At 71.4% G+C, this 19654-nt stretch carries 23 protein-coding genes; 4 read left to right on the forward strand and 19 right to left on the reverse strand.

Annotated features, from left to right (window positions below):
- Window positions 1–20: 20 nt before the first annotated feature.
- Window positions 21–410: a hypothetical protein gene (locus ATK30_RS16150; protein WP_101436289.1), complete on the reverse strand. Its 390-nt coding sequence runs from the start codon at window positions 408–410 to the stop codon at window positions 21–23.
- A gap of 75 nt (window positions 411–485) precedes the next feature.
- Between ATK30_RS16150 and ATK30_RS16155 the strand changes: the two genes are divergently transcribed.
- The gene (locus ATK30_RS16155; protein WP_143271387.1) at window positions 486–1016 is read left to right on the forward strand and encodes a hypothetical protein; all 531 of its coding nucleotides are present in this window, start codon (window positions 486–488) and stop codon (window positions 1014–1016) included.
- 8 nt (window positions 1017–1024) lie between these two features.
- Here ATK30_RS16155 and ATK30_RS16160 read toward each other — a convergent pair whose 3' ends face one another.
- The 11 genes from ATK30_RS16160 to ATK30_RS16210 form a co-directional block, all read right to left on the reverse strand.
- The gene (locus tag ATK30_RS16160; protein WP_101436291.1) at window positions 1025–1495 is read right to left on the reverse strand and encodes a TadE/TadG family type IV pilus assembly protein; all 471 of its coding nucleotides are present in this window, start codon (window positions 1493–1495) and stop codon (window positions 1025–1027) included.
- The gene (locus ATK30_RS16165; RefSeq protein ID WP_183126913.1) at window positions 1492–2472 is read right to left on the reverse strand and encodes a hypothetical protein; all 981 of its coding nucleotides are present in this window, start codon (window positions 2470–2472) and stop codon (window positions 1492–1494) included. Before ATK30_RS16165 ends, ATK30_RS16160 begins: the two co-directional genes overlap by 4 nt.
- A gap of 49 nt (window positions 2473–2521) precedes the next feature.
- A complete protein-coding gene (locus ATK30_RS16170; RefSeq protein WP_101436292.1) occupies window positions 2522–2962 on the reverse strand; it encodes a TadE/TadG family type IV pilus assembly protein in 441 nt (146 codons plus the stop codon).
- A gap of 2 nt (window positions 2963–2964) precedes the next feature.
- A complete protein-coding gene (locus tag ATK30_RS16175) occupies window positions 2965–3159 on the reverse strand; it encodes a hypothetical protein (RefSeq protein ID WP_101436293.1) in 195 nt (64 codons plus the stop codon).
- A gap of 65 nt (window positions 3160–3224) precedes the next feature.
- Window positions 3225–4118: a type II secretion system F family protein gene (locus tag ATK30_RS16180; protein WP_101436294.1), complete on the reverse strand. Its 894-nt coding sequence runs from the start codon at window positions 4116–4118 to the stop codon at window positions 3225–3227.
- A complete protein-coding gene (locus tag ATK30_RS16185; protein ID WP_101440872.1) occupies window positions 4115–5047 on the reverse strand; it encodes a type II secretion system F family protein in 933 nt (310 codons plus the stop codon). Before ATK30_RS16185 ends, ATK30_RS16180 begins: the two co-directional genes overlap by 4 nt.
- Entirely contained in the window at window positions 5044–6423 is a 1380-nt protein-coding gene (locus ATK30_RS16190) for a CpaF family protein (RefSeq protein ID WP_101436295.1), read from the reverse strand. Before ATK30_RS16190 ends, ATK30_RS16185 begins: the two co-directional genes overlap by 4 nt.
- Window positions 6420–7352, reverse strand: a complete 933-nt coding sequence (locus ATK30_RS16195) for a P-loop NTPase family protein (protein ID WP_101436296.1) — start codon at window positions 7350–7352, stop codon at window positions 6420–6422. The genes ATK30_RS16190 and ATK30_RS16195 overlap by 4 nt, the downstream gene beginning before the upstream one ends.
- A complete protein-coding gene (locus tag ATK30_RS16200; RefSeq protein ID WP_229857923.1) occupies window positions 7352–8071 on the reverse strand; it encodes an SAF domain-containing protein in 720 nt (239 codons plus the stop codon). Before ATK30_RS16200 ends, ATK30_RS16195 begins: the two co-directional genes overlap by 1 nt.
- Window positions 8072–8198: 127 nt before the next feature.
- Window positions 8199–9218 (reverse strand): hypothetical protein, encoded by a 1020-nt coding sequence (locus ATK30_RS45355; RefSeq protein ID WP_167441928.1) that lies wholly within the window; start codon window positions 9216–9218, stop codon window positions 8199–8201.
- The gene (locus ATK30_RS16210) at window positions 9212–9781 is read right to left on the reverse strand and encodes a hypothetical protein (RefSeq protein ID WP_101436297.1); all 570 of its coding nucleotides are present in this window, start codon (window positions 9779–9781) and stop codon (window positions 9212–9214) included. Before ATK30_RS16210 ends, ATK30_RS45355 begins: the two co-directional genes overlap by 7 nt.
- Before the next feature lie 219 nt (window positions 9782–10000).
- Between ATK30_RS16210 and ATK30_RS16215 the strand changes: the two genes are divergently transcribed.
- Window positions 10001–10651: a prepilin peptidase gene (locus ATK30_RS16215; protein ID WP_101436298.1), complete on the forward strand. Its 651-nt coding sequence runs from the start codon at window positions 10001–10003 to the stop codon at window positions 10649–10651.
- Window positions 10652–10695: 44 nt separating this feature from the next.
- On the opposite strand, the gene ATK30_RS45040 is transcribed toward ATK30_RS16215, so the two are convergent.
- The 7 genes from ATK30_RS45040 to ATK30_RS47105 all read right to left on the reverse strand — a co-directional run bounded on the left by ATK30_RS45040 (window position 10696) and on the right by ATK30_RS47105 (window position 17971).
- Window positions 10696–11103 (reverse strand): hypothetical protein, encoded by a 408-nt coding sequence (locus ATK30_RS45040; protein WP_101436299.1) that lies wholly within the window; start codon window positions 11101–11103, stop codon window positions 10696–10698.
- Window positions 11104–11874: 771 nt separating this feature from the next.
- On the reverse strand, window positions 11875–14178 hold the full coding sequence (locus ATK30_RS16225) for an ATP-binding protein (RefSeq protein WP_101436300.1): 2304 nt from the start codon (window positions 14176–14178) through the stop codon (window positions 11875–11877).
- A 475-nt stretch (window positions 14179–14653) separates the two neighbouring features.
- A complete protein-coding gene (locus tag ATK30_RS16230) occupies window positions 14654–14896 on the reverse strand; it encodes a hypothetical protein (protein WP_101436301.1) in 243 nt (80 codons plus the stop codon).
- Window positions 14893–15459, reverse strand: a complete 567-nt coding sequence (locus ATK30_RS16235) for a DUF6624 domain-containing protein (RefSeq protein ID WP_101436302.1) — start codon at window positions 15457–15459, stop codon at window positions 14893–14895. Before ATK30_RS16235 ends, ATK30_RS16230 begins: the two co-directional genes overlap by 4 nt.
- Window positions 15456–15746, reverse strand: coding sequence for a hypothetical protein (locus ATK30_RS16240; RefSeq protein WP_143271389.1), 291 nt, complete (start codon window positions 15744–15746; stop codon window positions 15456–15458). Before ATK30_RS16240 ends, ATK30_RS16235 begins: the two co-directional genes overlap by 4 nt.
- The gene (locus ATK30_RS44695; protein ID WP_143271390.1) at window positions 15743–16372 is read right to left on the reverse strand and encodes a hypothetical protein; all 630 of its coding nucleotides are present in this window, start codon (window positions 16370–16372) and stop codon (window positions 15743–15745) included. The genes ATK30_RS16240 and ATK30_RS44695 overlap by 4 nt, the downstream gene beginning before the upstream one ends.
- Window positions 16373–17518: 1146 nt before the next feature.
- Window positions 17519–17971 (reverse strand): hypothetical protein, encoded by a 453-nt coding sequence (locus ATK30_RS47105; RefSeq protein ID WP_308431755.1) that lies wholly within the window; start codon window positions 17969–17971, stop codon window positions 17519–17521.
- A 505-nt stretch (window positions 17972–18476) separates the two neighbouring features.
- Between ATK30_RS47105 and ATK30_RS16265 the strand changes: the two genes are divergently transcribed.
- The gene (locus tag ATK30_RS16265) at window positions 18477–19331 is read left to right on the forward strand and encodes a helix-turn-helix domain-containing protein (RefSeq protein ID WP_244194628.1); all 855 of its coding nucleotides are present in this window, start codon (window positions 18477–18479) and stop codon (window positions 19329–19331) included.
- A 34-nt stretch (window positions 19332–19365) separates the two neighbouring features.
- Window positions 19366–19596, forward strand: coding sequence for a DUF397 domain-containing protein (locus tag ATK30_RS16270; RefSeq protein WP_043835490.1), 231 nt, complete (start codon window positions 19366–19368; stop codon window positions 19594–19596).
- Window positions 19597–19654: the final 58 nt, after the last annotated feature.

Genomic DNA, 19654 nt, shown 5'->3' on the forward strand with positions numbered 1-19654 from the left:
CCGTGATGGCGCAGCCGTGGTCAGGGCTCGATGCCGCTGACACCGCGCTGCGGGTGGGCGGCACCCCGCCCGTGGGTATGGATGTCGTCGATCCCGACCAGCGACAGCAGCTGGGGTCGATACGTGGCGGTGACCTCGACCGTCACCGTGTCCCCGGCCACCTGCACCGTGCCGGTGGCACCGACGCTGGCCAGGTACCGCTGCGCCAGGTCCCGGGCCCGCGCCGAATCGAGCCGAACCACGCCGCTGGCGCGGTATGCGGCGAGGTCGAGCGCTTGAGCGCCGGCGCGGGCGGCGGACTCGGCCTGCCCGCCGGAGCGGACCTTGCTCGCCAGGGCGAGGCCGCCGTCCAGGCTCAGGCCGGTCAGGGCGAGCAGCCCGAGCAGCAGCGCGAGCACGAAGGCGGTCACCCGGCCTTCCTCAGCACGCCACCACCGGGGAACGCCGGTGCGCGACGGGCCGACGGGGTGAGCAGAATGGGCCGCGTGACCGCGCCCGAGACGCAGGAATCGCCCTGTGCGAGTGAGGACTGCCTGACCGCCTGGCACGAGGCCGGACACGCGGTCGTCTACCTGTTGCAGGGCCGGTCGCTGCGCTACGTCACGCTGCGGCCCCGCACCGCCGGACGGGCCGGGTTCACCGCGGTCCGGCCTCGTCGGGTCGATCTGTCCGCGCTGGCGGTCGTCGCCCACGCTGGACCGCTCGCCCAGGCACGCTATGTCCTCGACACCACCGGCGCGGCCGAACGACTCCGCGAGGACGACGTGACCGACGACGACGTCCGCCTCGACGCCTACCTGCACGGCGGGCACGACGACCTCGCCGTGATCGCCGAAGCCCGCCGCGCCTACGGACTCGCCGCTCGGCGACCTGACTTGTGGGCGGGCATCGCGGGGGACCTGATCGACCGGCACTGGACCGAGATCGGCCGCGTCGCCACGGGGTTGCTCGAGCATCGGACGTTGACCGGTGCCCAGCTCCGCGCCTGCGTCCCGGGGCACTGGCTCGCGCGCTGAGCCGACCATCAAGCACCCCCCGGCTGGCGCCAGGACCGGTAGGTGTCGACGACCTCGCTGGCGGTCGATTCCAGGGTTTTCCCGCCGGGCACGCCGAGCAGCAGCGCCTGACCGAAGTCGACGGTGCACCGCACCCGCACGGTCACCGCCCCAGCGGGCACAAGCGAGCCGGACATCGTGGTGGTGACGCCCCGGCAGACCAGCCCGGCCTGCGCGAGCGCGGCGCTGGCGGTGTCGCGGGCCGCGGTGGTGGCGGCCGTGGGGCTGCGTTGCAGGGTGGCCGCGCGAGCGGCCTGGTGTGCGGCGTCGTCGAGCCGCAACCGGGCGTCAACGCCGCGATGCACCACCACGGCCAGGAACACCAGCAGCATCACCAGCAGCGGTGTCACCAGCACGGCCTCGGCCGTCACCGAGCCGCGCTCAGCGGCCCACCACCGCCGCCACCGGACCGTCGTTGCCTTCGGCGCGCGCCCGGTCACGACAGCCCCTCTCCTGACTGGACTCGCCGCGCCGGTGCCGTCCCGGATCCTGCGCCGCGGCTGAGCCCGCGGGGCAGGATGCGGAGCAGTCGCGACCACGACGAGGGCGGCCGTTTCCACGGGAACGCTCCCGTGCCGGTGATGTCGCGGGCGGCGGTGATGTAGGCGAACACGTTCTGCGGCAACGCTTCCGCGGCCTCGGACAGCCGCCGGACTTCGGCGTCGCCGGGCAAAGCGGCGAGGATGTGGTCGGTGCGGACCGCGAGTTCGCCGTGCCGCAGTTTCGCCTCCCAGGCGCGGGTCAGCACGAGGCAGCCGTGCACGTGCCGGACGATCTCGTCCAGGGCGTCGTCGATCACCGTGACCGCCTCGCGTGCCGCGGCAGCCAGCTCGCCGACCGCGGAATCGGGATCGTCGGCGAGTTCGTGAGCCAGGTCGCGGGCGGCGCGCGTGCGGTCCAGGCAGCACAACGCCTGCCACGCCACCCGATGCACCTCACGCGGCACACCCGGGTCGATCCACGCCCGGGCCGGGCCGCAGTGCAGTTCGCCCACCCCTGCGATCAGGGTCCGCACCGCGTAGCTGGCGGTGCCGAGGTCGGTGAAATCGCGGCTGCGGAAGAAAAACTCGCCCCGCACGCGATCTAGCCGACACGGGCTGCCCCGGCCGTGGCGGTGGTCGGCGAGCACGCGGGCAGCGCTGTACCAGCCGGCGAACAGGCTCACGCCCAATGCGAGACCTCCGGCACCCAGTGCGAAGACCGCTGCGAACCCGCTGCCGGACGCCGCCGCAAGCGCCGCCAGGGCGGCCCCGGCCAGTCCGGTGAGGACAATCCGCGGACGCAGTCCCGCACGGACACGCTCACCACGCCACCGCGCCTGCGGGATATCAGGGTTGAGCAGCACCGAATCCGGCCCGTCGGGGAACGTCGCCGCGCGCACCGGCATCACCGCGTCAGGCGGTTTATGGTGTTTCATAAGGCTTTCCTTTCGGCCGGTCGCCGAGATCGCTGCTGCGACAAGGGAACTAGGGCGCGGTGTCGGGCATGAAACGCTCGATCTCGCCGGAGGCTTCGGCGTGCACGTGCAGGTGCACACCGGGCAAGACCGTGGCGGCCTCGCCACGGATACTCACCGACACTGAGGCCGCACCGCGGGACACCGCGAGCTGGGGCTCGCGCAGGGGTCCGGCGGCGAGGTCGTCGAGCAGGCGCTGCCCGGCCGCCTGCCCGGAGCTGGTGGTGCCGTCCTGGGTCCGGGCGGCGGCCAGGGCCTGGGAGGCGGCGGCCTGAGCGACGTGGGTGGCGTGCGACCACACCGCGAACTGGATGATCGCCAGCAACGCCAGCAGCAACAGCGGGGTCGCGATAACCAGTTCGACGGTGACCTCGCCCCGGTCGCCGCGCAGCGCGCGCCGGATACGCTCGGCCAGCGCGCGGGCGCGAGTACGGGCGGCTCTGGTGAGCATCCTCAGCCGCCGAGGTTGATCGAGTTCGCCTTTTGCGTCAATTTCGCCACGATGATCGCGATGATGGCGATCGCGGCGATGGCCATCAGGGCGGTAACGATGACGGTGGTGGTGATCTCCCCGCGCTCTGGGTCAGCGCGCAACAGAGTGATACGCGTGCGCGTCAGCTCCCAGAGGGTACGGATGTAGTGCAACATGGTGGCGCCTTCTTTCCCTTGTGGTGCAATGCCTTTCTCGGTGGCGAGGAGGGATGCTGGGTGGGCTAGAGTCCATTGAGGACTTGGACTACCGCGGGGTAGGCGATGAATCCCAAGAAGCCGAGGAACAGCAACGTGACCGGCAGGGCCATGCGTTCGGTGGCGGCCTGTGCGTCGGACTCGGCGTCGGTGACCTGGTGGGTCCGCAGGGCCTGGGCTTTCGCGGCCAGCGAGGCGCGCACGCGGGCGCCTTCGGTCCCGGCCAGGGAGATCGAGGCGGCGAGTTCGGACAGTTCGGTGATGTCGAGTTCCTCGCCGAGCTGGCGCAGGGTGTTCCACGGGGTGGTGCGGGTCAGCTGGGCGGCGTGCAGGGCGCGGCGGATCTTGTCGAACGCCGGCCCGGCTCCGACGGCCGCGGCGTCGCCGAGAGCGGCCTCGACCCCGGCGCCTCCAGCGAGGGTGATCCAGACGAGGTCCAGGAACGCGGACAGCGCGTCGCGGAATTCTCGCCGCAGCCGGGTGGCCTTGGCGCGGACGTCGAGATCCGGGGTCAGGAAGCCGAGGGCGGCGAGCACGAGCCCGGCCAGCAGCGGCACCTCGACCCCCAGTGACAGCCCGCCCAGGGCCAGCAGTGCTTGCAGCAGCCAGGGCGCCAGCAGCCCGGCCACGGCGAGCAGCGCTTTCGACGCCAGGTGGGTATCGGTGCCGCGGCCGGTGACCCGCAGATCGGCCTCGATCTTCGTGCCGGGCAGCCCGAGCATGCGCAGGCCCGGGACGAAGACCCGGCCCCAGCTGCGCACCCAGGCGGCGTCCGCCGCGAGGACGATCGGTGTGGCCGGTGGTCGCGCGCTGACCTGGGCGAGCCGGTCGCTCAGTGCCGGGGCCGGTGGCAGGGCCCAGGTCAGCAGCAGCCACAGACCGGCACCAGCCCCGGCGCCGAACAGCAGAGCGGGGATCATGAGCGCTCACCTCCGCTGACCGTCGCCTCGTCGCCGTCAGGCGCTCCGGTCACGTCCGGGGCGTCGAGCGCCAGCACCCGGGTTTGCCCGCCGCTGGCGGCGATCCGGGCGAGCCAGGCGAACCCGGCGGCGAACAGGGCACCGATGAGCAGCAGCACGATCTGGCCGGTGGCGGTGTTGTAGGCGTCGAGGTAGGCGCGGTTGAACACCACGACCCCGGCGGCGAAGGCGAGTGTGGTGGCGACGATGACCCGCACCGAGGTCCGCGTCCGGGCCCGGCCGGTCTCCACGCGCATCCGCATCGCGGCCTGTCCGCGGGCGGTGGTGGCCAGCGAGCCGAGCAGGTCGCCGAGCTGGCGGGCCTGGTGCTCGGCGGCGAGGACCAGGGCGGCGAGAACGAGGTCCGCGGTCGGGTCGTCCAGCTCGCGCGCCAACGCTCGCAGCGCCGGCGCCAGGCGCTGGCCGCTTTCCAGCCTCGCGGCCAGCGTGGCGACCTCGCTGCGGATGGCCGCGGGCGCGAGCGGGGCGGTGGCGAGGATGGCTTGCTCGAGTCCCGCCGCGGCGGACAGGACGTCGCGCAGCATCTCCGTCCACGACGCGATCGCCTCGATCCGCGCGACCCGCCGCCGGTGGGCGCGATCCGGGCCGACCAACCGGGGCAGGAACCACACCGCGGCGGCGGCCAGCACCGCGCCGACGATCCATCCGGTGACGGCTCCGGTCAGCACGCCCGTACCGACGGCCACGGTCAGGCGCAGCAGCGCACGCCGGTCGCCTGCCTGGCCGCGCGCTGCGCGAACCAGCCCGGCGCGCCGCGAGGGCGGCGACGCGGCCGCGGGCCGGCGCCCGGCGGCCACGATCAGCAGCACGCCGACGGCGGCCCCCAAGCCGAGCACGGCGGCGAGAAGGGTGGTGGTGTCGAGGCTCATGGCGTCCACCACCCCTCCGGGCGGCTCAGCAGGTCCGGGTCGAACCCGGCAGCGACCAGGTCGTCGAGGGTGTCCGCGCGCAGCGCCCCCGCCACGGGCACCGCGCGGCCGTCGGGGCCGGGCCGGTAGACCTCGTTGGAGATCACCGATCCGTCTTCGGCGCCGACAACCTCGCGGATCGAGGCGATCACCCGGGTTGTCCGGTCGGTCGCGCGGTCGAGGTGCACCACGAAGTGCACCGCAGACGCGATGAGCAGGGCGGTGGCTTCCAGCGGTAGTCGCTCGCGGCTCTGCGCGGCGTAGGAGGCGAGCCGGGTGAACGCGATCTTCGAGCTGGACGCGTGCAACGTGGCCATGGACCCGTCGTTACCTTGGCTCATGGCGTTGAACGCGGGAATGAGTTCGGCGCCGCGGATCTCGCCGACGATCACCCGGTCCGGAGACATGCGCAGCCCCCAGCGGACGAGTTCGGCCTGATCGATGGCGCCCTCACCCTCGACGTTTGGTTCGCGGGCTTGCAGGGCGGTGACGTCGGCGTGCAGCTCGGGGTCGAGGCCGAGGCCGAGCTCGAATGCGTCCTCCACGGTGACGATGCGCTCCATGGGGTCCATTTCGGCGGCCATCGCGCGTAGCAACGTGGTTTTGCCGGCGCCGGTGCCGCCGGTGTTCAGCACGTTCTTGCGGGCCCGCACGACCGCGCGCAGGAACCGTTCCAGGCCGACGTCGAGGGTGCCGCGGCGGCGGAGCTGGGCGAGGGTGGCGGTGAGGTAGCCGTGCCGGCGGATCGTGCACGCCGTCACCCCGCCCGCGGTCAGGCCGAGCACCGCGAAGAGCCGTTCGCCGCCGGGCAGTTGGAGGTTCAGCGCGGGACTGCCGCGGTCGAACCGGCGCTCCTCGGACGAGGCGCGCGCCGCGAGCGTGCGGATCAGGTCGGTGAGTTCTTCGTTCGAGGCGGCCACGGGGGCGACCTGGGCGCGGCGGCCGTCGCTGTACTGGACGAAGACCCGGTCGTAGCGGTTGACCGCGATCGTCTCCACGGACGGGTCGGCCAGCAACGGTTGCAGTCCGCCGAGGCCGAAGACCTCGTCGAGGACTTGGTCGACGACCCGCTGCTCGGTCGCGGAATCGACCAGGGCGCGCCCGGCGAGGAGTTCGGCCTCGCTGTGCGCGGCGACCGCGGTGTCGAGGACCTCGCGGCCGATCTCCCGGCGCCGCGCCAGGGGCAACGGCCCATCGTTGGTGCGGGTGGCGGCCTCGACCCGGCCGGGCAGGTCCGTGGTCAGCGCCTGCCGAAGCCAGGCGCGCAGCCTGTGCTCGGCGTCCTCCGGGCCGCCGGGCGCGGTAGGGGGCGCTGTTGGGTAGTCGGTGCGGGTCATGCGGGTGGCTCCTTCCCTGCGGTGCTGGGCTGATGGCCGTTGCGATGCGGATCGCTGACCTGCGGTGGCGTGGGCACCAGGCGCGGCGGGTGAGGTGCCGGTCCGGGCGGGGTGATGACGCCGCCGCCCGGCTGATGGCGCACCTGCTGGGCGGGCACGCCTGGTACGGCCCCCGGCGCGTTCGCCGACGGCGGGGCGGCTGGGGCGGCGGGTCCGGCGAGGGTGCGGGCGAGGGCTGCGGCCTGGTGGGCGAGGCCGCCGTTACCGCGGCGGCGGGCCGGTGGTGGCCGGTGCCCGGTCAAGGTGGCGGCAGCGGCCGGGTCGTGCGGGATGCGGCCGATCGCCGGTACACCCAGCTCGCGCTCGACATCGGCGGTCGGGTAGCCGTCTCCGGTGAGCAGGAGGCCCGGGCGCGGGGTCCAGCGGGCCAGTTCGCCCAGGCGCGCCGCGGTGTGGGCGAGGTCGTCGCCCTGGGTGCCGGTCACCAGGACGAGGGCGTCGGCGCGGCGCGCGATTGCCTCGGCCGGGGAACCCGGATCGACGCGCCCGCAGTCTGCGAGCACCACCACGCCCGGTTCGCGGGCGACGGTGGGCAGCAGCGGCCCGTCCGGGGCGGTGGCCAGGGTGGACAGCGCGGCGCGGGCGTGCGCGCCGCCGGGCGGGGCCAGCAGCACGCGGGCGCCGCTGGGCAGGGCCTGGGTGTGCTCCCACACCACCGCGGGGTCGCGGGTGCGGCGCGCGGCGGCGGCGAGGCTGACCAGCCCCGGGCTCGCGGGCAGGCCGAAGCGCATCGCCAGATCGCCGCCGGCCGGGTCGACCTCGGCGACCAGACGGCGGGTGTTCTCCGTCTGCGGCCACTTCACGGCCAGGGCCACGGCCAGGGTGGTCACTCCCGGCGAGCCCTTCACCGAACACAACGCGATGAGCATCAGCGGCCACCGCCCGCGGGTTGCATCACCAGTGCGAGCTGACCGGCCGGGACCTGCGCCAGCTGCGACGCGCTCCCGGTGTCGAGGTCCAGCGACACCACGCTCGTCTGGTCCGTGCCCGCCGGGGACACGCCGACGACGGTGGCCCGCCAGGACGTACCCGGGCCTTGGCCTTGCGCGGTGGTGGTCGAGGTTCCCGCCGCGGTGGCGGCGGTGACGACGACGGTCACCGGGGTTCCGGCGGCGAGTTCGGGCGGGAACTGCCCGGGCTTCACGCCGACCGCGACCACGGCCCGGCCCGCCGCCGGGATCGCGGCACCGCCCACCGCGTCCGGGGTCAGCAGCGCTCCAGGCCCGAGGCTGGTCGCCATCGGCCGCCCCACCACGCTGGCCGCTTGGTCCGCCGGAATCAGTGCCACGCCCGGTGCGGCGGACACGTCGATGCTGCGCAGGTCCGCGGGCGTCAGCACGTGCCCGAGCGCGACCGGTTTCGCCAGCGCCAGCATCGGCGTCCGGTCCTGGGTGCTGGTGGTCCACCACACCGCGCCCCCGACACACAGCACGACCAGGAGCACCCCGGTCACCAGGTGCGGCAGCCGCCTGCGGCGACCGCGGCGCGGAGCTGACGTCGCGGGAGAGCCGGAACGGTCCAGCCACGACACCGGCCGGGGTTCACCGGTCGCGTTGTGGCCGCGTGCGGGAGTGTCGGTGCTGGTCACGAGAAGTCCTCCAGGCATAGCTCGCCCGCACCACGTATTCATCCGGCGAGAAATGCCGCCGCGAATACGCGGTCAGGAAAGGAAAGAAACGAAAATGACTAATTCAGTTGGGAAAAGACATTCCGGCCTATCCGGTGCCCAGGGCCTGGGCTTCGGCGACCCGGAAGGACGCCGCGGCACTGGTGGTCATGTCCGGGAAGGTCCCCGCGGCCCCGCCGCCGGACCAGGTGATCCGCCACGACACCGTCGCCGTGCCCGGGAACCGCTCGCCCGGGGCACCGGCCGAGGATTGTTGGTAGGTGTGGCCGCAATCGGGCGAAGACGCGTGCGGATCACCGTGAGCGGGGAATGGGGTGCCTGGCCCGATGCAGGTCACGGTGCTGCCATCACCCATCGCCCAGGACACCGAGGTCGGGGTCGCGGTAGCAGTAACCGATATCGCTGGCACGGACGCTGTCGCCGATTGCGGTTGCCACATCGCGCGGTCCAACCACAACCAGGTCGGCAGTCGCACCAGCTGCGTCCCGGCCGGACTCGACACGATCGCCGGACTCGGTAACCGCAGCTGCGACCGCGCCTGCTCCGCCAGCTCCTCCGGCGAGGGCAAGGGCGCCGCACCCGGTGCCTGACCGTCGGGGATCCATACCGGTGCCCGGTAGAGGGCGTCGCGCATGCCCTGGCCGGAACATTGGTAGACGTACCACCCGCCGCCCTGTTCTGGAGCTTGCGCCAGGACTATGGCTTCGGGTCGCGAACGGGATAGCGACACGAACTGCACACCGCCGGAGCGCGAGGGCCGTGGGTGGTAGCTGACCGTCTGCATTCCGTTGGCCGGTGGCTGGTAGTCGCTGCGCACATACGAGCAATCGGCCTTGTTGTCGTCGCCGCCGACGATCCGGTCGCCGGGTGGAGGGGCTGGGGTGTCCGGGCTCCCGGCTTGTGATTTCGGTTCGCCGGGGCGCGGTCCCGGTCGCGGTGCGGGCTTGCCGCCACCGCGTTGTCCCGCGCCGAGTTCGCATCCGGCGTAGGAGTTCTGGCCGCAGTTGACGTCGCCGTACCAGTCGCCGGCCAGCGCGGGTGTGAGGCTCACGAGTATCGCGGCGGAGGTCAAGATCGTCAGGGTGCCCAGTCGTCTTGCGGTCAGCATGTTCCGGTTCCTTCCACAGCGAACCGGGTCACCCGCCAGGAGCTGTCGACGGCGAGCTTCACCTCGGCGTTGATCAGGTGCTTGCCACCTGGCTCGTTGTCGGCGGGTTGTCCGTTGTCCGCGCGGTATTTCAACCAGTTCGTGGCGTCCGAGCAGTCGCGGATCATGACGGTCTTGGGTGCGTCCTGCGGCTCCACGGACTGCACGACCGGGGTGTTGACGGGCTTTCCCTTGGTGATCAGGCCGTTGTAGTGATCGGCGTACATCTGGCGCGACAGCACCGACAGCGCGTCGCCGGTGGCGTGGTCGGCCAGCCGGGGCGACTGCCAATCGGACGTGGTCGCCACGGCGGCGACGTCCTCCCACAAGCCCAAGTAGGCGGCGGTGGCCTTCTGCTTGGCGATGTCGGCGGGCGAGGCGGCCGTGGTGCTGGGGGCGGGCGGCGGCGTGGGCGTTGAGGAGGCCGGGGCCGCGCCGTTGTCTGAGCTGCAGGCGCTTAGTCCGAGTCCGGTCGCGGTGGCGAGGGCGGCCAGGGCGAGGCGGGTGCTGCGGTGGTGGGTCATCACGGTCCCCCATTTCGTCGACGATCGCTGGTCAGCGTGGGCAGGCCACACCGTGATACACCCCGGTGGTGGGCTCGTCCCAAGACCGACTTTCGTGGCGTTGATGCTCCGGGCAGCCGCTCCGGGGTGAAGTTCACCCGTTGGGTTGAGTGCGGGTGGGGCCCAGGAGCAGGCGGGCAGGATGGCGTACAGGGTGATCACGCGAGGGCCGGAGGGGTCGTGCAGCTGACAACCAGCAGCTGGTGGTGGACCGCTGGCGCCGCCTCGGTCGGGCTGGTGCTCGGCGCGGCGGCCAGCGGGCTCACCCGGCGGTTCCTGCGAGGCGAGCGGGCGCTGGCCGGGTCGTGGTGGCTCGGCGCCGTGCTCACCGCCGCTGTCCTGGGGTTGCTGGGCTGGCGCGTCGGAGCCCGCGGCGAACTCGCCGTCTACGGGTTCGTGGCCGTGCTGGCGGTCCCCTTGGCGGTGATCGATTGGCGCGAGCATCGGCTGCCCCGGGCGTTGATGTGGCCGCAGCTGGCCGGCGTCCTGGTGGGATTCGGGGTGCTGTGCCTGGCACGCCACGACCCCGCGCCGGGTGTTCGGGCGCTCGCCGCGCTGGCGGCGGCGGGCGTGCTGTTCCTGGTCCTGGCTGTGGCCACGGGCGGGGGTGTCGGCGCCGGGGACGTCAGCGCCGCTGCCGTGGTCGGGCTGGTGACCGGGTGGAGCGGATGGCCCCAGGTCGCCGGGGCGCTGCTGGCGGCCTCGGTGCTCGCCCTGGTTGCGGTCGCCGTGCCCGGCGCCCGCCAGCGTGCCGACAACGGCGCCACGGTGGTGCCGTTCGGTCCGTGCCTTCTGGCCGGTGCGCTGGTCATGGTTCTGGTCAGCGGATAGCGCTGTGCTCGCCGTGACGGACTGCGTGCGGTAGAGGAGTGGAGTCATCGCGCGTACTGCTCCGATCGGGAGAACCTGCGGTGTCGTCCGGTGGTGCGTCGTGTGGAGGGCTCGGGCGAGTCCGCGCTGTCCGCACCGGGCCTGGGTTCGGCGTCGTCGGCGGTTCCCGCGTTCTGTTCGAGGCGTGGGCAGGGAAGGGCCGTGTGGGCGTTTCCCTCCGCAGCGCTCACGTCGGCGACGGGTTCGGTGTCGGCCGATTCGCCCGAGTCGCTGGCGTTGTCGGCCGCGGGTGAAGCGGTGACGAGTTCGGCGACCGGCTGCCACGTGACGCAGTGGTCGCACCAGACGTAGCGGGGAATGGATTGCGGGTTCTCGACGAGTTCGGCGATCTCAGCGTCGCCGATCTCGTCCAGGCAGCGCGTGTGGGAGCAAAGGAGGAGGAAGTGCACCATCGGCGTGCTCCGTCCGAGACGGTGGGGGCTGGAGGGCGGAAGTGGAGGTGCGGGGGACGCAAAGGCTGGGTTCCTGGCGAGCCCCCGCACCGCCTGGTCCGCGCGCGGCTGGGCTCCCGGAGTCGGGTGCTGCTGGCCGTCTACAGGCGATGGCCCGCAGAGCGAGCCGACGGTCCGGGCCATCGTTGAACCGGCCCGCGAGACGGGCGCTGAAATTGAGAGACCCCCAGGGTTTTCCGGACGAGACAACGCATGCCGGAATGCGACTATGGGCAGATTCCTATTCAGGCAGTCAAATACGGCTCTGCTGCGGAAGGGAAGATTTCGGCCTGCCGATGTTTCCCCTGCGATGAGGTGCGCGGACATGATGCCGGGCGCCGGGGTGACACCTGGGGGGAGGAGTGTCACCCCGGCCAGCGAAGCCGCGCGGGACGCCATCGATCCCCCGACTGGACCGATGGTTCCGGGAGGTGGCTCGGCTCGCATGACTCCACAGTGGAACAACGAGGGCCCGTCGAGCTCGATTGTCCGAGGACAATCTTGTGCTTTTTTTGTGCTCGTTTTGTGCTCGTTTTGTCCAGATGAAAACCATTGTCATCTGGCGAAGGAAATGGCGGCGCAGGGTGTCCGCCTCGATACTTCCTGTTATTCCGGGCGTGCGCGCGGTTTAGCGTAGCGGCATACACGTGAATAGCTCCAGTGGGCTCCGGGTGTGTCACACCGGAGCCCGGCGTCGCGGAGACGAGAGAACGTGGCGCCCTCGGCTTTTGTTTAGGCGCAGGGCTCGCCGCGGACGCCCAGGCAGACGTTGATCGTGGCGATCTGGGCCTGGATGTCGAGCGCGCGCGGGTCTTGCAGTGATTCGAGAATCGCGCCCGCCGCGCGATAGGAGGCGCGCGCACCGTCGGCGTCGCCGAGCTTGGCCAGCGCCTCGGCTCGGGCGACAAGCGTCTCGGCCTCGCCCCAGCGTTCGCGGCCGATGCGGCGCACGGCCAAGGCTGCGTCGAAGTGGGTCAGCGCGGCGCGCGCGTGGTGCTGCTGGAGCAGGACCAGGCCGAGCTGGTGGTGGGCCAGGCTGGCGACGGGCTGCTTCGGCGCGATCGCGAGGGCTCGGGCGAGCGCGTCCTCCGCGAGGGCGCGGGCGTCGTCGGTGTTGCCCAGGTTCTGGTGCGTTCCGGAGAGCATGGCGCGGACGACGGCGACGCCGAGGTCGAGTCCGACGCGCGCGAACAGCGTCTCGGCCAGTTCGTAGGCGGCTTTGGCGTCGTCGTGGCGGTCGAAGGCGGTGTAGGCGGCGGCCAGGCCGAACTCGCTCCAGGCGCGGGCGCGATCGTCGCCCAGCTCGGCCTGCAGCTCGATCGCGCGACGCAGGTGCTCGATGGCTTCCTCGGTACGTCCGAGTTCGTGCAGGACCCAGCCAACGCTCTGAGTGCTGCGAGCGACGCCAGGGACGCTCTTCAGGGCGTGCGCGGCGGCAAGCCCTTCGGTGCTGGCGGTGAGCCAGGCGCTCCAGTTCTTGGTCAGGTAGAAGTAGGGCAAGAAGAGGGCGGGCAGCATCCACGCGGCGTCTCCCGCACCGCGGGATCGGGCGTGGCGGGCGAGTTCGATCGCGGTGGCGGCTTCGGTCTCGCACCAGGCCAGCGCGCCGTGGTAGTCGCCAGCTGGGAATGGCGCGGCGACGCCGAAAGCGGTGTCGAGTTCGACATCGAGGGTGAGCCCGGAGCCCGCCCAGTTCGGGGCCAGCGCGTTGCTCGCCGTCCACGCGGTGGCCACGTACCAGCGCAGGAGCCGGTCGTGGGCCCGTTCCAGCTCGTTGAGGGGCTCTTCGACCACGGCACGCTGGTAGGCGTAGGCGCGCAGGAGGTGGTTCATCCGCATGCGCCCGGCGCCGACCGGCGCCGCTTCGAGTAGGTGCGCGTGGCGCAGGACATCCAGGGTTTCGCGAACACCGTCGGGGCTGAGACCGGACTGGGCGGCGACCGCCTCGGCGCTGATGAACGAGGCGGGGATGATGCCGGCCAGCCGGAACACCCGCCGCTCGCGCGGCGAGAGCGCGAGGTAGGACAGGTCGATGACGCCGTGGATGTTCACCGTGGGATCCGACGAGGTGAACACGTCCAGGCGTCGGTTCTCGCTCGCGAGCTGGTCGGCCAGGTCCTGCAGCGAGTCGTGCGGGTGCTGCTGGATGCGCTCGGCGGCGACGAGCACGGCCATCGGCAGCCGCCCGCAGCGGCGCACGATCGCCTCGGCCGCCTCGCGCTCGGCGCCGACGCGGGCCTCGCCGATCCGCGCGCGTAGCAGGGTCAGGGCCTCCTCCGTCGTCAGCGGTGGCAGGTCGATGTGCAGGCCGCCGCTGTGCAGCAGCAGCGAGGGCTGGTGTTCGCGGCTGGTCAGCACCACCACGCTGCCCGCGCCGGGTAGCAGGTGCCGTACCTGGTCGTAGCTGGCGATGTTGTCCAGTACGACCACGGCGGGCCGCTGGGCCAGCAGTGAGCGGTACCGCGCGGCGCGTTCGTCGATGGTGCCCCGCTGCGCGTCGATACCGGCGCCGAGGGCGTGCAGGAAGCCATCCAGGATTTCCCCAGGATCCACGGCGCTGCCTGGAGCTAGCCCGCGCATGTCGGCGAACAGGCAGCCGCCGCTGAAGCGCTCCTGGACCCGCGCGGCCCAGTGCAGCGCCAGCGAGGTCTTGCCGACCCAGAATCCGCCCTCGATGACGGCGGTGACGGCGGCTCCCGGCCGGGTTTGCGTGATCAGTGCGGCGTCGAGCTGGTGCAGGTAGGTCTCGCGGCCGACGAAGTCCGCGGCGGCCGGCGGCAGCTGCATCGGCCGGGCAGGCGGGCGGCGAGCCTCGTCCTGTTCGCGCGCGAGCTTTTCCAGTTCGCCTTCGGCGCGTAGCGCGCGGTCGACCTCGCTGACCAGCGCGGGCGCGAGGGGCCGCGCGCCGTGCAGCATCTTCGACAGGTAGCTCGCGCTGTAGTTGGTCCGCGCCGCGATATCCCCGATCGTCATCCCCCGCCGACGGCGCAACCGATGCACCGCCTCGGCAAAACTGTTGATGGACCTCAATGTCACTATCTCCCCCTGGATCGATGACGCCCGACCCGCCGCCGTGGCGGAGTAGAAGCGTCCCGGTCCCATCCGTGGACGGGGCCGCAGGCTGTGGGGACCGGATCGGACGTCCGCTTCACCAGTGGAGCGACGACCGCGACAGCCGAGATTCGTTTGTCCCGCGCCGACACGCGGAGTGACCGACCCATCCGTGACAGGCCGTCACTACCCAACGCCCTCGCCGGGGGCGTCTCGCCGCTGTCACGCTGCAGACCCGCATGACAGCCACCACTCACAGCATTCGGGAGATTTCCCAGCTCATCCAGTCCCGAACTGCAAGACCTCTCCCCGACGGCGGGAGATCACCCGATCTTTCCTGGATACCTTGATCTTCCCGCCGGATGCAACTACCGGGTAACCGATTACACCTTTCGGGCTAATCGTGACACGGGACACTACTCAGCGCATCAGAGTAGTCCTACTTATGGGTTACTGAGTGTTATGACGCTTGCGCGACGGAAGTACGCGGGTAGGGAGTCGGGATCGGAAACAGCAGCGCCACGGTCTCCACGGCGCATTCCGGGCAGATCCGCAGGTTCGCAGGGCGGCGCGGGCTCAAGGAGCCGAGCACGAGCTGGCCGTCGTGCAGGTGCCGGGTGCACACGGAGACGTCGGTGTCGGGCAGGGCGGTGTGCGCGCGTCCGGGATGGTATGGGCTGACGCCCCATTGCACGGTGGTCATCGAGAACCTCCACTGGTTGCGGCGGCGACCTCGTCGTAGCTGAGGTAGGCGGTCGCGATCTCGGCGTCGGGGATCGGGGCGAGCCCGACATCGGCGCGCGCGAGGTTGACCTCGGCCGGACGGTGCAGCGGGTAGAGCCGGCCGGCCGCCTCGGTGCCGAGCCGCAGCCACTGGGTGCCGTAGCGCTGCGCACGCTGCTGGTCGGTCGCGACCCGATCGGAGAGAAACGCCAGGTCGCGGGGTGCGGCGTCGCGATTGGCGACCGCGGCGCGCAGCTTCGGCAGCCAGCAGGCCCGGTACGGCGCGGGCGCGTGCTGGGCGAGCACCCAGGCGGCGTGCGCGCCGTCGACACCGACGGTGCGGCGGCCGGGCCAGCCGTGCACCGCCACGATGGGCGCGAACCAGCGCACGTTGTCCTCGTCGACGAGGTGAACGGTCTCCCACTGCTCCGGTGTGGGAGCCGCTGGGTCGAGCTCGGCGCGGGCGCGCTGATCGGCGGCTGCACGCTCGATCAGCTCGCCACGCAGCGCGGCCAGCTCCGGATCGACGCTCGCCCTGTTCACGGCTGTCCGCCTGCCAGCGCCGCCGATCCGGACGCGGTCAGCGTGAGCGGCCGATCGGCATCGGCGGCGAGATGGCCGGACGCGAGCAGTTCGGCACATGCCTGCGCGATCCACTCCGGCACCGCCCGGCCCCCGTCGGTGAACAACTCGCCGTCGTGGCGACGCAGCGCTCCGCGCGCGGCCCGGCGCAGCGCCCACCAGGACGCGACGTCGACCCCGGCGCCATCCATACGGCAGCTCATCCCGGTTGTCGGTTCGGCGGCATCGAACGAGGTTGCGGGCGTCATGGCGTCTCCGATCGAGCGGTCGGCACCGGAGCGGCCAGTGCGCGGGTGGTGGCCAGCAGCGCGGCCTGCGCGGGCAGATCGGCCCGGGTGGGCCAATCGACCCAGCGCCACAGATCCAGCGCTTCGGTCTCCGGCGACGGCAGTACCACCAGGGCGTCGTCCCCGACCACGCTGACGCCCATCGGCACCAGCGCGGCCATGTGCTCCAGCGTCGCGCTGCCCGGGCCGCTCAGGAACGTCCACCGTTCTCCACCGGGGTGCACCAGCGCCGGGGCGGGCATGGCCCGCACATGCAGGCTGGGCGCGACCTTCCGGCCCAGCGTGGCGGGCATCGTGACTGCGCCGAGCAGCCCACCGAGGCGCAGGGCGATTCGGTTGCCGTCCAAGAGCTGGGCAGGAAGCCCGCACGTGGCCCAGTAGTACTCGCACCACCGCGCTGCGGTGTCCCCGGCCGATGCCGGGGGTGCACTGCATGCAACAGACATGCCCATCAGTCCCTTCGTGTTCCGGCGTTCAGCGCGGCCCGCGCGCTGCTGTGGTCGGGCAAGGACCAGCCGGTCTCCTCCGGGCTGATTCGCCAGCGCGAGATCCACGACGGCACCCGGCTCGGCGGCAGCAGCAGGCATCCCTCTCGCACCGATCGCGGAGGCTGAATCGCTCGAGTCCCTTGGTCGGGGGCGTGTTCGACGATCAGGTGCCAGCGCGGGCCCGGCCCAACCAAGATCGGCCCGAGACACCCAGCGTCCCGCAGGATCGCTTCGGTCCGGCCATCGCCAGGACCGAGATCGATCGCTCCCACTGCGCCCGGGCGCAGGAGAATGGGCCACGGCCGATCCGTCCACGCGTCGAACGCCTCGTCCTTAGAGAGGGGCTCGCCCCGGCACACCAGGTCGGCTTCCTCGGGTGAAGGTCGGCCGTCGGAGGTGTCCGGCCTGGGGTGCGGAACCCGGGCACCAGGGCAGATGAGCCAGCCGTGCGCGGCGTAGTCGGTCGCGGCGCAACGCATCTCCGTCAGTTCGCCCGCTGGATACGGATGCGTGCTCAACACCGAGCATCACCCGCCTCCGACGCTGGGGCGGACGCCTCGTCCGCGGGCGAAGGTCCACCGCTCGCCACCATGGGGGTGAACCAGTCATGGAACTCCGCCTGCGTGCGGCGTGGCCCGTCGGTGTCCCACCGATAGAGACTTTCGAGCACCTGCTCGAACAACACGGCGCGTTCGCACACCTCATCGTCTGGCGGTGAGTGAGCGGGCTCGGCGCCGAACTCGGTTGACGGGCCCAGGTTGGGCAGAAGCTCGGGCACGCGAGCTTCGTCGAGGGCGTGCCGGCTCACGAGGGCGCCTTTCCCCGCGCGACCCGTGCCAGCAACGCGACGACCGCGCTGCATGGTGGCAGAAGTTGGTTCTGCCTGGGTGGCACCACCCAGTCGCCGTCTCCTGGTCCTTTCCTTGCTCCTCCGCAGATCTTCGTCGGCAGTGAGAGCTGTGAAACCTTCCGGCAGCAGCCGCACGTTGGCTCGCACTAACGATTCCGGCAACGCGAAATCGCCCCGCCGATGCGGTGCGGTCAGTACTGCCCACCGTCCGGGCCCGCGCCGCAGGACCGGGCCCCGAAGGCAGCCCGCCGTCAGTTCGGCCACCACGGGCCGCGCCAGCTCTACCGGTACGTCGACGACATCGACGGCCTGCCCTACGGTCACCGCACGGCCCCCTGCGCCATGCGACGATCCCCGGTGAGGCCGCCGATCCAGTACTTCACGGGCTCCGACCATCACGCAGCCTCGGATATGGCCACGGGTGTCGACGTGAGCGCGTGACGACCGCTGGGCTCGCCCTCATCGTCTTCACCGAGAACGACCCGAACCCGACCTGCAGTCATCGCCGAGTGCCGCCCATCTGGAACCTCGCGATGCGGCGTGGGCGCAGCTCCGGGATGACTTCGAGGTGCGGGCACCCGCTCCCGGCCTGGCTCGCTAAGCCGCGCGTGGACTTCGATCGCCTCACGCAGCGCCGCGCGCAGCCGTCCGCTGGCCAGCGGATCGAACACCGCAGCGCCGGGCTGGTCGAACGTGATCTGGGGGCCGCGTTCGTCGACCGACACCCGGACATGCCGGCGGCGGCCGTGCTCGTCCCGGCACGGCACCGTCCATGCCTGCCGGTCCCGCTGCCATCCCAACCTCGCAAGCAGGGTGAGCAGGGGTACTGCGCGCGTTCGTCGTTTCATGGCGCCTCCTTTCGGGGTTGCTCGGCTTGTGTCGTCATACGGCGTGTTTCCGGCGGGTGCGGAGGTGGAAGGGGCTGCGTGGCTGGGCGACGGTCTCGACATCCCGGGAGGCGGGAGGATGGAGCCCGGTCGGCGTCGGCGCCTCGGGGTTCGGGAGCGGTGGTTGCTCCGCTCGGCAGCGGCGCACGCGCCGCCGCTCGGCGGCATACCACCACCCGGCACCGGCTCCAGCCACGCAGCCCACGAGAAGGAGCGCCCCTACGACCATCCCGGCGATCGGCGGCCCCACTGAAGTGTCAGCAAGGCTCAACTGTGCGGGGGTGGACATAGCCACCTCGGCGGCGATGCTAACTTTAATAGTCGCCACTGGAAGCTCCCTCTGTCCTGGGTGTTTGTCGGGACACCCATCGACTATAATTTGAATATGAAAGTTAGATAGTCCGCCAATTGGGTGACGTGGCGGGCATCCTCGGTGGCCGCGAGTGTGATCCGGTAAGGAGATGGCGTGACTCAGCATCAGCAGCTGCCGCCCGCGGTCATGAAGATCGTGCTCGGCGCCGAACTGGAACGGCAGCGTCTCCGAGCAGAGGTCACCCAAGAGCAGGCCGCGCAACGATTGCGCTGCGGGCAGTCCAAGATCGCCCACATCGAGGGCGGCAGCGGCATCAAGGCGATGGAGCTCGACGCGCTGCTCGACCTCTACGGCGCCGATGACAACGACACGGCCTATGCGCGGGCGTTGCAGGCGGAGAGCAACCGGCGCACCAAGCGCGGCGCGTTCAGTACCCGGTTCAAGCAGCAGATGCGGCTGCTGGTGGACATGGAACCCAGCTGCAACGAACTCTTGTCACATCAGGCCATGGTGATCCCCGGCCTCCTTCAGACCGAGGAGTACATGCGCGCGCAGTTCCGCGCGTGGCGCCCCTCGCCCACCCAGGACGACATCGATCGCGACACCGCGAACCGGCTCGGGCGGCAGCGGGTGCTCGACAACACCAGCCAGAAGTTCTGGTTCATCATCGACGAGGCGGCGCTACGGCGGACACCCATCGGCCCCGAGGCGATGAAACCCCAGATCACGCACCTGGTCGAGGTGATCGACCGGCCCAACGTCGAGCTGCAGATCGTCCCGTTCGACATCGGTTACTACATGGGGCAGAGTCACGACTACACCGTGTTCCAATATGAGGCGGATCCGCAGGTCAGCATCGTCTACCTTGAGAAGCATGACGGCGGCGAGTACGTCGAAGGAGCTAAGAAGACCGCCCGCTACCTCGACCTGTTCGACCAGCAGAAAGCCGCGGCCATCGGGCAGGAGCGGGCGCGGCGCTTCCTGCTCGACTTCGCTGCCAGCTTGTAGCCGCGCAAGACCACCGGAAGGCATCTCCCCAGCCATGGATATCCAGAACGGCAACAAGGCGCACCTCGACACGGACTTCCGCGAGTGGGTCAAGTCGCCCCTGAGTAATCCCAACGGCAACCAATGCGTCGAACTTTCCTTCACCAGCAACGCGGTCGGCATGCGCGACAGCCAGAACCCGGACGGTGCGGTACTCGTGTTCGACAATGACGAGTGGAACGCCTTCGTGGGCGCGGTCGAGTCCGGGTTCTTCCAGCATCGCTGAGGGGCCGCGATCCTTCGACCGGGTGTTCCGCAAGGCGTGTCGGCGGCGTTGCGCCGGG

This window comes from Amycolatopsis echigonensis (assembly GCF_002846615.1).
Lineage (GTDB): Bacteria > Actinomycetota > Actinomycetes > Mycobacteriales > Pseudonocardiaceae > Amycolatopsis > Amycolatopsis echigonensis.